The organism is Streptosporangium sp. NPDC023963, from assembly GCF_040639135.1.
Classification (GTDB): Bacteria; Actinomycetota; Actinomycetes; order Streptosporangiales; family Streptosporangiaceae; genus Streptosporangium.
This window is the reverse complement of the sequence record NZ_JBEZZK010000002.1, coordinates 1,187,934-1,200,235: the sequence shown is the minus strand read 5'-3', so window position 1 is coordinate 1,200,235 and position 12,302 is coordinate 1,187,934. Positions and strand designations below refer to the sequence as shown.

5 protein-coding genes are annotated in these 12,302 nt (G+C 70.5%); all 5 read left to right on the top strand.

What is annotated here, in order from left to right; genetic code table 11:
* The first annotated feature begins 477 nt into the window (after window positions 1–477).
* Window positions 478–966: a MarR family transcriptional regulator gene (locus tag AB0F88_RS11260; protein ID WP_362680541.1), complete on the top strand. Its 489-nt coding sequence runs from the start codon at window positions 478–480 to the stop codon at window positions 964–966.
* Window positions 935–3,748, top strand: a complete 2,814-nt coding sequence (locus AB0F88_RS11255) for a PEP/pyruvate-binding domain-containing protein (RefSeq protein ID WP_362680538.1) — start codon at window positions 935–937, stop codon at window positions 3,746–3,748. Before AB0F88_RS11260 ends, AB0F88_RS11255 begins: the two co-directional genes overlap by 32 nt.
* 366 nt (window positions 3,749–4,114) lie before the next feature.
* On the top strand, window positions 4,115–5,395 hold the full coding sequence (locus AB0F88_RS11250; protein ID WP_362680535.1) for an ROK family transcriptional regulator: 1,281 nt from the start codon (window positions 4,115–4,117) through the stop codon (window positions 5,393–5,395).
* A 215-nt stretch (window positions 5,396–5,610) separates the two neighbouring features.
* On the top strand, window positions 5,611–11,355 hold the full coding sequence (locus AB0F88_RS11245; RefSeq protein WP_362680532.1) for a ThuA domain-containing protein: 5,745 nt from the start codon (window positions 5,611–5,613) through the stop codon (window positions 11,353–11,355).
* 163 nt (window positions 11,356–11,518) lie between these two features.
* The gene (locus tag AB0F88_RS11240) at window positions 11,519–12,061 is read left to right on the top strand and encodes a hypothetical protein (protein ID WP_362680529.1); all 543 of its coding nucleotides are present in this window, start codon (window positions 11,519–11,521) and stop codon (window positions 12,059–12,061) included.
* The last annotated feature ends 241 nt before the right edge of the window (window positions 12,062–12,302 follow it).

Genomic DNA, 12,302 nt, shown 5'->3' with positions numbered 1-12,302 from the left:
CCGCGTCTGCGAGGGCACCGACAAGTTCGACGACTGCGGCCGCTGGGGCGACGCCTTCTAACCCCCACCCGCACACCGACCCGACACCGACCCGACACCGACCCGATCGGTCTCCCACGCTCGAACCCGGCCGGCTCCCCAGGGGGCCGGCTTCCTGCTGTGCCCGGCCCCGCATCCCCGCGCCGCGTCCCGGCCCCGCGTCCCGGCCCCGCATCCCGGCCCCGCGTCCCGGCGCCGTCCTCACCTCCGCGTCCACCGCCGTGCCACCGTGACCCATCTCCGCGTCCAAGCCGGACGGCACCCCGCAGGGAACCGTGCGCCCGTCACGAACCCGGGCCCCGCCCTCGCCCGCGGACCGGACATCACGCGAGACCCGCGAAAGACCCGTGCGCTAATTTCATCACTTGTTGACTTCCCTCCCTCTCCGGCTTAGCCTTGCGACAACGCATTAGTTGCATTGATGCAAGGAGTTGTCCGATGGATCACGTGGACGGCGCGGAGCGCGACCGGCTGGCCGACGACATCGGTGACTTCCGGCGGGCACTGATCCCCGGCCTGCTGCTTCACATGCTGAACGGTTTCGAGGGCGACGAGCCCTCCATGATCCAGATCGCCACGCTCTACATCCTCGACGAACCGGTCGCCCCGACACTCCGCGAGCTCGCCGAGCGGGTCAGCCGCTCCGTCTCGGCCACCAGTCGCCTGGTCGACCAGCTCGTACGGCGAGGGCTGGCCGACCGCCGGGAGGATCCCGGAGACCGGCGGGTGCGGCGAATCGCCCTCACCCCGGCCGGAGCGGACTTTCTCCGCACGTTCGAGCGCGTCCGGGCCGACGCCCAGCTCGAAGTCACGGCCCATCTGACCGCCGAGGAACGCGAGCTCGTGACCCGGGCCATGACGCTTCTCGGCGAAGCCTCAAGGAGACGACGCACCCATGCCCAAGCCGCTCATCCTGAGATTCGATGACATCGGGGCGGAGATGCTGCCCCTCGTCGGCGGCAAGGCCGCCAATCTCGGCGTGCTCACCACCGCCGGGTTTCCCGTTCCCCCCGGCCTGTGCGTCACCACCGAGGCCTACCGCAGGGTCACCGAGCGAGCCGGGCTGGAGGAGGTGCTCGCGACGCTCGCCACGACGGCCGCCGGGGACGTCCCCGCCCTGAACGCGCTGGCCGCGAAGGCCCGCGAGCTCGTGCTCACCGCGCCGGTCCCCGACGACATCGCGAGCGCCGTACGCGACAGCGCGAACGGTCCCGTCGCGGTCCGCTCCTCCGCGACCGCCGAGGACCTGCCGCACGCCAGCTTCGCCGGGCAGCAGGACACCTATCTCAACGTGATCGGCGCCGACGCCGTGCTGGACGCGGTCCGGCGGTGCTGGGCCTCGCTCTGGACCGACCGGGCCGTGGCTTACCGGGCCGCGAACGGCATCGACCACGACGCGGTGCGCCTGGCGGTGGTCGTCCAGGAGATGGTCCAGTCGGAGGTGGCCGGGGTGATGTTCACCGCCAACCCGGTCACCGGGCGGCGGCGCGAGGCGGTGATCGACGCCAGCCCCGGTCTCGGCGAGGCCGTCGTCTCCGGCGCGGTCAACCCCGACCACTTCGTGGTCGACACCGCCACCGGCCGGATCACCGAACGCCGCCTCGGCGACAAGCGGCTGGCCGTGCGGTCGCTGGCGGGCGGCGGCGTCGAGCACGTCGAGACACCCGCGAGCCCCGTGGCCTCCCCGGGGTCCCCGAAGCCCGCGGAGAACGCCTGTGTCACCGACGCGCAGCTGGCGGCGCTGGCCGAGCTCGGCGACCGGGTCGAGCGGCACTACGGTGCGCCCCAGGACACCGAGTGGGCGATCGATTCCGGTGGCGTCCTCTGGCTGACCCAGTCGCGTCCCATCACCACGCTCTACCCGATCCCCCACCACGCGGAGCCGTACACGAACCCGCTGTCCGCGCCGGTCGGCACGGGCACGGGGGAAACCGGCGCCCCGGATTCAAGGCCCGGAGGCCACGAGCCCGACGGCACACGGATCTACTTCTGCTTCAGCCTGGCCCAGGGCCTCTACCGGCCGATCACCCCCATGGGCATGTCGGCCTTCAGGCTGCTGTCGTCGTCGGTGTTCGAGATGCTGGGGATCCCGGTGGCCGACCGGGTGGCCGGCGCCCCCGTCATCGCGGAGTCGGGCGGGCGGCTGTTCTTCGACATCACCGGATTGATGGGCGGCAGGGTGGGTCGCGTGGCCTTCCCGAAGGTGCTCGACGTGATGGAGGCACGGTCGGCGAAGGTGCTGCGCGGCCTGCTCGACGATCCCCGGTTCGGCGTCACCCAGCCCTCGCTCCGCCCGCCCCTGCGCCGGGCGTTCAGGATCGCGTCCCGCTTCCGCGTTCCGCAGCGCGCCGTACGGGCCCTGCTCGATCCCGCGTCGGCGCACCGGGACGTGAAGGTGCTGGACGCGCGTCTCCGGAGGGAGCTGGCCGCGCCCGGGGACGCCACCCCGGCCCAGCGTCTCGACCACGTCGAGCGGGTGCTGAGCCGCCAGGTCTTCCCCCTGCTGCCGACCATCGCTCCGGCGGCGGCGGCCGGGTTCGCGATGCTCGGCCTGGCCGCCAAGGCGCTGGGTGGCCGGGTCGGGCCCGGCGAGCTGCAGACGGTCCTGCGCGGGCTCCCCCACAACGTGACCACCGAGATGGACCTGGCGCTGTGGCGGCTGGCCACCCGCATTCGCGAGGACCGCGAAACCACCTCCCTGCTGCTGGGCACCCCCGCCGCCGAGCTGGCCGAGCGCTTCCGCGCCGGATCGCTTCCCGCCGTCGCGCAGAGGGGCCTGGCGGACTTCCTGTCCGTCTACGGCGTCAGGGCGGTCGCCGAGATCGACCTCGGGCTGCCGCGCTGGTCGGAGGACCCGACCCACATCGTCGGCGTCCTCGCCAACTACCTGCGGCTGGAGGACCCGGCCCTGGCTCCGGACGCCCTGTTCGCCAAGGGCGCCGCCGAGGCCGTCCTCATGATCAAAACCTTGAGCGGACGCGCCGGAGGTCTTCGCGGGCGGTTCGTCCGCTTCGCGCTCGGCAGGACCCGGGCGCTGGCGGGCCTGCGCGAGATGCCCAAGTACGCCATGGTGACCGCGCTGGCCGCGATGCGGACCGAGTTGCTGGCCGTCGGCGTCGAGCTGGCGGCGCGCGGGCTGCTGTCCCGTGCCGACGACGTCTTCTTCCTCACCTTCCGCGAGGCCAGGGCGGCCCTCGCCGCCGTGCCCTCGCCTCCGCCCTACCGCGAAGCCGCGGCCGCGGCCACGGCCGGTGCCGCGCGACCCGCGCCGGCGGACCTCGTGGCGCGGCGGCGCGAGGAGGCCGCCCGCGAGCTGCGCCGCAGGCACGTCCCCCGCGTCCTGTTGTCGGACGGCACCGAGCCGGAGGCCGTCGCCGTACGGACGCCGGTGGACGGGGCGCTGACCGGCACCCCGGCCTCGGCGGGCACCGTCACCGGTGTCGCCAGGGTCGTCCTCGATCCGGTCGGCGCGCACCTGGAGCCCGGGGAGATCCTGGTCTGCCCCTCCACCGACCCCGGCTGGACGCCCTTGTTCCTCACCGCGGGCGGCCTGGTGATGGAGATGGGAGGTGCCAACTCCCACGGCGCCGTGGTGGCCCGCGAGTACGGGATCCCGGCCGTGGTGGGGGTGAGCGGGGCGACCGAGCACATCGTCACCGGCCAGGAGGTCACCGTCGACGGCACCTCCGGCGCTGTCACCGCCACCTGACGTCACCGCCACCTGACGTCACCGCCACCTGACGTCACCGCCCCCTGACGTCACGGCCACCTGACGTCACCGCCACCTGACGTCACCGCCACCTGGCCGGGCGTGCGACTCGTTCAGGCTCGCCCGTAGCTCACCGCGGCTCCTTCGGCGCCCTGTGCCGCGCGCACCTCGGCGCCTCCGTGGGCGCGCCGGCCAGGAGCGTGAACGTTACAAACACCGCACCCCGCTAACAAAAGGTTCGTGCCATCTACCTGCGCATGCTCGAAGATGTCAACTCGTTACCTCTCAACAAGGTGCACATCGGACACATGCATGTTAAAAACCCCAATAGTTGATCGCTGAGACAAACGAAAGGCGGTGTCTCGCATGCCCCAGGAGTACAGCGTCATGCATGCCGCCGGCACCGCCCTCCCGACCAGCTCTCCCATGATGCGCCAGACGAACCTCGCGTTGATTCTGCGCCACCTGCGTGACCACGCGTTCCAGTCCCGGGCCGACATCGCGGAGATGACCGGCCTGCACCGGGCCACGGTCTCCAACCTGGTGTCTCAGCTGATCGACCGGCGGCTGGTCCAGGAGATCGACACGGAGCACGTCGGCGCGATCGGCCGTCCCCGGCGGCCCCTGGCGCTGCACGGCGCGCATGTCGGAGCGCTGGGTTTGGAGATCAACGTCGACCACATCTCGGTTCACGGGTCCGACCTCGGCGGCCGGGTCCTCGTGGAGCACCGGGCCGGCTTCGACGCGACAGCCGGCGGGCCGGATCGCGCGCTGCGCGTGCTCGGCAGGATGGCCCTGGAGGCCGTCGAGGAGATGAAGCGGGCCGAGGCCGTCCCCGCCGGTATCGGGGTGGCGGTCCCCGGCCTGGTCGACGTGGCACGCGGCGTCGTCACGTTCGCCCCCAACCTGGGCTGGCGCGACCTGCCGCTGGCGGCACGGCTGTCGGCCGCGATCGGCCCGTGGAGCGTTCCAGTGCTGGTCGACAACGACGCCAACCTCGGGGCCGTGGCCGAGCACACCTCCGGCGTCGCCGCCGGCACTCCCCATCTCGTCTACCTGACCGGCGATGTCGGCGTGGGCGGCGGCATCTTCGTCGACGGCAAGCCGCTCCGCGGCGCGGACGGCTTCTCCGGCGAGGTCGGGCACCTGCCGGTCGACCCGGGTGGCGCCCGCTGCGGCTGCGGGCGGCACGGCTGCTGGGAGACCAAGGTGGGGCTGGCGGCGCTGGTGCGGACGACCATGCCCGACCATGCCTACCAGCCGGCCGACCTGCCGGCGTCCAACCCCGAGGAGTACGCGACGGAGATCGCCAGAGGACTGGCCGCGGGCGACCGCCGGATGATCGACGCGGTCGCGCGGGTGGGGCGGTGGCTCGGGCTCGGCGGCTCGATCCTGGCCAACCTGTTCAACCCGCGGGTGATCGTCGTCGGCGGTTACTTCGCCACGCTCGCCGAATGGCTGCTGCCCCACGCCCAAGCGGAGCTGGAACGGCTCGTCGTGGCCCGCTCCGCCAGCCGGTGCAGGTTCGTCGCCTCCGACCTCGGCTTCGGCGCCGCCTCACGGGGCGCCGCGGACATGGTGGTCAACCGGCTCATCGACCAACCGACCCTCATCACGGATCCGTTGTCCCGGCTGTCGGCCGGCTGACGGGTCCCCCACAAGCCTGGAGGCGGCACCCTCCAGTCACCGCAGTACCCGACCTCATGCAACAAGTGGCATCAGTGCGGCGGCGCGCGCTTTGCCTGACGACCCCCCAAGTCAGGAAAGGGATCATCATGTCACCACGTTCTCGAACGTGGGCCAGGCTCTCCAAGAGCCTGCCGATAACCGAAAACCGCTCCCTACGTCGGACGGCGGCGGCGATGGCCCTGGCCATCGTCGTGCCCCTGATACCCGTCTTCACATTCCTGACGTCACCGGCGAACGCCGCCGGCGGGTCGGCCTCCACGGCCCTGGCGTCGTCGGCGAACGCCGCCGACCCCGCCTTCAAGGTCCTGGTCTTCTCCAAGACCAGCGGCTTCCGGCACGACTCGATTCCCGAGGGAATCGCCGCCGTCCAGAAGCTCGGCCAGGAGAACAACTTCGCGGTCGACACGACCGAGGACAGCGCCCAGTTCACCGACGCCAACCTGGCGCAGTACCAGGCCGTCATCTTCATGTCCACGACCGGTGACCCCGTCACCACGCCGGACCAGAAGGCCGCCTTCGAGCGCTACATCCAGAACGGCGGCGGCTTCGCCGGCATCCACGCGGCCTCCGACAGCGGCTACAACTGGGAGTGGTACGGCAAGCTCGTCGGCGCGTACTTCAAGTCGCACCCGGCGACCCAGCAGGCGACGGTCCTCACCGAGGACCTCGCCCACCCGTCGACCTCGCACCTGCCGACCTCGTGGACCCGCGTCGACGAGTGGTACGACTTCCAGGCCAACCCGCGCAACAACGTGCACGTGTTGCAGTCGATGAACCAGAAGTCCTACACCGGCTCCACGCAGGGCATCGACCACCCGATCTCCTGGTGTCAGGACTACGAGGGCGGACGCTCCTGGTACACCGGCCTCGGCCACACCAAGGAGAGCTTCGCCGAGCCGAACTTCCTGAAGATGCTCCTCGGCGGGATCAAGACCGCCGCGGGCGCCGAGAAGGCCGACTGCTCGGCCTCGCAGAGCGGCAGCTTCGAGAAGGTCACCCTCGACGACAACACGGCGAACCCGATGATGACCGACATCGCCAAGGACGGGCGGGTCTTCTACATCGACCGCCTGGGCGACGTCAAGATCATCAAGACCACCGGCTCGACCGTGACCGCCGGTCGCCTGAACGTGTTCACCGCCAACGAGAGCGGCCTGCTCGGCCTGGCGCTGGACACGGACTTCGCCACCAACAACTGGCTGTACCTCTTCTACTCGCCGACGGGCCAGAACGTCGACCGGCTGAGCCGGTTCACGGTCAACGGCGACACGCTCGACCTCTCGAGCGAGAAGGTCGTCCTCAACGTGCCGGTGCAGCGGGCCGAGTGCTGCCACCACGGTGGCGGCATGCTCATGGACCACAAGACCGGCGACCTGTGGCTGGCCACCGGTGACAACACCAACCCGTTCGCCTCGGACGGCTACACGCCGATCGACGAGCAGGCCGGCCGGTCCTCGTGGGACGCGCAGCGCACCTCGGGCAACACCAACGACCTGAGCGGCAAGCTGCTGCGCATCACCCCGCAGGACGACGGCACCTACACCGTGCCGGCCGGGAACCTGTTCCCCCCGGGCACGGACAAGACCAAGCCCGAGATCTACGGCATGGGCTTCCGCAACCCGTTCCGCATGGGCCTGGACCCGAAGACCGGCTTCCCGATGGTGGCCGACTACGGACCCGACGCGGGCTCCGCGAGCGCCACCCGCGGTCCGCGGGGCACCGTCGAGTGGAACCTGGTCAGCAAGCCGGGTAACTACGGCTGGCCGTTCTGCGTGGGCGACAACACGCCGTACATCGACTACAACTTCGCCACCAAGGCGTCGGGCTCGGCGTTCAACTGCGCCGCGCCGGTGAACGACTCGCCCAACAACACCGGCCTGACCACGCTGCCCCCGGCGATCGCGGCGTCGATCCCGTACACCGGCGCCACCAACCCGAACTCCTTCCCCGAGCTCAACGGCGGCGCGCCGATGGCGGGCCCGGTCTACCGCTACGACGCCGACCTGCAGTCGACCGTCAAGTGGCCGGCCTACTGGGACGGCAAGGCGATCTTCGGTGAGTGGAACACGAACAAGATGTTCTCGTTCCAGCTCAACGAGGCCGGCACCGCCCAGATCAAGATCAACCAGATCCTGGGCGCCATGAGCTTCAAGCGCCCCATGGACATCAAGTTCGGTCCCGACGGCGCGCTGTACCTGATCGAGTGGGGCTCCGGCTTCGGCGGCGACAACGCCGACTCCGGCATCTACCGCATCGAGTACGTCAAGGGCGTCCGCCCGCCGGTCGCCCGCGTCTCCGCGGACAAGACCGACGGCCCGGCCCCGCTGACCGTGCAGTTCTCCAGCCAGGGGTCGAACGACCCGGACGGCAGGCCGATCACCTACGCGTGGGACTTCGACGGCGACGGCACCACCGACTCGACCGACGCCAACCCCTCGCACACCTACACCCAGGCCGGGCAGTACAGCGCGGTCCTGACCGTCACCAACCCCGACGGCCTCACCGGCACGGCGAACCTGCCGATCACGGCGGGCAACACCCGTCCGAAGGTGACCTTCGAACTGCCGCCGAACGGCGCGTTCTTCGAGTTCGGCGACCAGGTGAACTACAAGATCGTCGTCACCGACGCCGAGGACGGCACGATCGACTGTGACGACGTCAAGATCCAGGCGTACCTGGGCCACGACAGCCACGGTCACCCGCTCGACCAGCACGAGGGCTGCGAGGGCACCATCCAGACGCTGTCCGACAGCGGCCACGGCATCGACGACAACCTGTTCTACATCCTTGAGGCGACCTACGCCGACAAGGGTGGCGCGGGCGGCGCCCAGTCGCTGACCGGGCGGGCCGAGGCCATCCTCCAGCCCAAGCGCAAGCAGGCCGAGCACTTCTCGGCGACCGGCCGGGTCGCGGGCGGCACGGGCACCGACACCCCCGGTGTCCAGACCGAGACGACCACCGACCCTCAGGGTGGCGCCCAGAACATCGGCTTCACCAACGACGGCGACTACTGGTCCTACACCCCGATCAACCTGAGCGGCATCTCCAAGGTGCGGTTCCGGGTCTCCTCGGGCGGCGCCGGCGGCACCGTGCAGATCAAGGCGGGCAACGCCGACACCGGGACCCTGGTGGGCTCGGTCGACATCGCGCCGACCGGCGGCTGGCAGACGTTCCAGGACGTCACGGTCGACCTGACCGACGTCCCGACGACGACCGGCCCGCTGTTCTTCATCGTGCGCAAGCCGACGAGCGCGGCCAACGACGCCTACCTGCTCAACTTCAACTGGGTCGACTTCATCGGCCAGGGCGCCACCGACAACCAGCGCCCGACGGTAACCGTGTCGGCGACCCCGGTCACGGGCATCGCCCCGCTGAAGGTCGACTTCACCTCGACCGCCACCGACCCCGACGACAACACCCCGCTCACGTACAAGTGGAACTTCGGCGTGAACGGCTCGCCGGAGCCGGCCACCGCCGACGCGAGCCACACCTACACCGCGCCCGGCACGTACACCGCCACGTTGACCGTGACCGACACCAAGGGCGCGTCGACGAGCAAGACGGTCTCCATCAAGGTGGACCCGCCGAGCACCACGTGCCTGACCGGTCGTTCCGACGACTTCCTGGGCGCCGAGCTCGACCGGGACCGCTGGTCGGTCGTCCGTGAGGACCAGAACCTCAAGGTCGCGGACGGCAAGCTCGTCCTGCCGACGTCGCCCACCGAGATCTACGGCACCGGCACCGGCACCACGACCAACATCGTGCTCCAGCCGATGCCGCAGGGGGCCTGGACGGCCACCACCAAGGTCACGCTGAACGCCCGCGACATGTACCAGCAGGCGGGTCTGATCGTGTACGGCGACGACGACAACTACGCCAAGATGGTGCTCCAGGCGCGGGGGACCAACGACCACGCCGCCCGCATCTTCCAGTTCATCCGGGAGGAGAACGGCACGCCCAACGAGGTGACGCAGAGCAACACGGCCAACCTCGGGGACGCCTACCCCGACACGGTGTACGTGCGGTTCATGAGCGACGGCACCAACCTCACCGCCCACTACTCGCCGGACGGGACCACCTTCACGGCGATGCCGCAGAGCAAGGCGCTCGCCGGGATCACCAACCCGAGGATCGGCATGTTCGCCCTGGCGAGCACGGGCGAACGGCCGGTGGTCGACGCGTCCTTCGACTGGTTCCACATCAGCCCCGACGACACCGCGGGCAAGCCCGAACCGAGCGACGAGTTCGACGGCTCGTCCATCGACAACTGCCGCTGGGACGCCATCGTCCGCGGTGACAGCTCCGCCGCCCGGGTGACCGGCGGCAACCTGGAGATCGACACCCAGACGGGCGACATCTTCGGGACCGGCAACTCCAACCCGAAGAACTTCATCCTGCAGACGGCGCCGAGCGGCGACTGGACGCTGGAGACGAAGGTCGACGGGTCTGCGCTCAGCGAGCAGTACCAGCAGGGCGGCCTGATCGTCTACGCCGGTGACGACGACTACGTGAAGCTCGACTTCGTCATGGACAACGCCGCGGGTTCCGCGGTGTCGCGGCGGATCGAGCTGCGCAGCGAGGTCGCCGGAACCGTCCTGAACCCGCAGCCGCAGATCGGCTCGCTCACCCAGGGCGTCTGGCACCTCCGCCTGAAGAAGGAGGGCACCAGCTTCAAGGGTTCCTACTCCGCCGACGGCACCACGTGGACCGAGTTCTCCGAGGCGGTGACCAACACCGCCGTCGGCAACGGCAAGATCGGTGTCTTCGCCATCGGTACCTCGCAGCAGGCGTCCAAGACGGTCAAGTTCGACTACTTCCGCCTCAACGGCGGCGGCGGGACGGACGACTCGACCGCTCCGGTCACCACGGCCACCCCCGACCCGGCCCAGCCGGCGAGTGGATGGTTCAACGGCCTGGTCCTGGTCGCGCTGGCCGGTGCCGACGAGGCGCAGGGCAGCGGCGTCGACAAGACCGAGTTCCAGCTCGACGGCGGCGCCTGGACCACGTACCTGGAGCCGGTGGTCATCACCGGTGACGGTGACCACGCCCTGGCGTACCGTTCCGTCGACAAGGCGGGCAACGTCGAGGAGGCCAGGACGCTCGCCGTCAAGGTCGACGCGACCGCGCCCACCACGACCGCGGACTTCCTCCCGGTCGGCCAGGACACCGTGCCGGTGACCCTCGCCGCGGCGGACGCGACGTCCGGCGTGGAGAAGATCGAGTACGCCCTCGACAGCGGCGACTGGACGCCCTACACCACGACGGTCGACGTCACCGGTGTCGGCGACCACGAGCTGCGCTACCGCGCCACCGACAAGGCCGGCAACGTCGAGGAGACCAAGGCCGCGACCATCAAGATCGAAGATGGCGCCACCGAGCCCACCATCCTCATCTCCGGTGTCGCGGACGGGACCGAGTACGGCGACAGCAAGGACCTGACCATCGCCTGGGAGGCCTCCGGAACCGGCATCAAGACCGTGACCGGCAAGCTGGACGGCCAGCCGTTCACGTCCGGGACCGTCCAGCCGCTCCACACGCTGGCCCTGGGCGAGCACACGCTCGTCGTCACCGTCGAGACCGAGTCCGGCGGCCGCCACGAGCAGTCGGTCACGTTCAAGACGGTCACCTCGACCGCCGACATCTCCGCCCTGATCAAGCGCTTCGAGGTGGACGGGAAGCTGTCCGCCAAGAGCGCCAAGAAGCTCCAGGACAAGATCGCCAAGGTCATGAAGGCCGAGGGCAAGGAGCACGGGCCCGGGCACGGGCACGGGCCGGACAAGAAGAAGATCATCAAGGAGCTCGAGCACTTCATCAAGGAGGTCAAGGACCGGAAGATCGTCTCCGACCCGACGGTGAAGGCCACGCTCCTGCGTGACGCCAACGCCCTGATCGTCGCGTACGGCGGCAGGCCCGTGTAAGCGGGGCCACACCCCCGCAGGGGGTGCCGGGCTCCCTCCATGAGCCCGGCACCCCCGACGGATCCGTAGTCGGGGTGCCCCGCGACGCGGGACACCCCGTTTCACGCTCCGGCGGCGGGCCCCCACCGGACCCGCCGCCGAACCCGGAAGGGAATCACGACCCGTGAACAAGGCCCTGAGATACGCCGCGGCCATCCTGCTGGCCGGGCTCGGGCTGCTGCTCGGCGCCCCGGCCGCCTCCGCCGCGCCCGGCTCACCCCTCGCGCTGGAGGTCGTCGGGGACGGCGGCCGCAACGTCAACGTGCTCATCACCTGGAAGAAGGACGGCCGCCCGGTCACCGACATCGTCGCGGCGACCCTGCTCGCGACGGCACCCGACGGCCGTACCTTCGGCCCGATCCCGCTGAAGTCGGCGCCCGAGGGCCAGAACCTCTACAACGCGGCCGAGCCGCTCCCTGTGGGTGAGTGGAAGGTCGCCGTGACCGTCACCAAGCCCGCCGAGGTCCGCAAGTCGGCGACCGTGAAGGCGCAGGACATCGTGCTCCCCGCGGCGACCGCACCGGCGTCCACCACGGCACTGGCCGAACGCAGCCAGGAGAGCTCGTCGGACGACCTGCCCCTCCAGATCGGCGTCATCGCCGCCGCCGCGCTGGCCGCCATCGGGATCATGTTCGTCCTCGTCCGCCGCCGGAACGGGTCCGGCTGACCCGCGGGTCCTGAGAACCGCCGCGGCATGTATCCCTACGGGCAGGATGACGGGCTCGACCAGGCCGTCGGCAAACTGAGCGTTCGTATCCACACGGCGTTGCGCGACGGTGGTCTCAACGCCGAAACCCTCGTCGAGCCGGCCCGCCTGACGGAGGAGCGGGACCTGCCCGCTCCCGTCACGCGGGAACTCCTCGGATGTCCCGCCGCCCAGGCGGCTGTGGCGCGACTCCATCGGGTTC

Bases quoted from the DNA above. Each gene is read 5' to 3' on its own strand.
- AB0F88_RS11260 (WP_362680541.1), top strand. From the start codon at position 478: ATGGATCACGTGGACGGCGCGGAGCGCGACCGGCTGGCCGACGACATC.
- AB0F88_RS11255 (WP_362680538.1), top strand. From the start codon at position 935: ATGCCCAAGCCGCTCATCCTGAGATTCGATGACATCGGGGCGGAGATG.
- AB0F88_RS11250 (WP_362680535.1), top strand. From the start codon at position 4,115: ATGCCCCAGGAGTACAGCGTCATGCATGCCGCCGGCACCGCCCTCCCG.
- AB0F88_RS11245 (WP_362680532.1), top strand. From the start codon at position 5,611: ATGGCCCTGGCCATCGTCGTGCCCCTGATACCCGTCTTCACATTCCTG.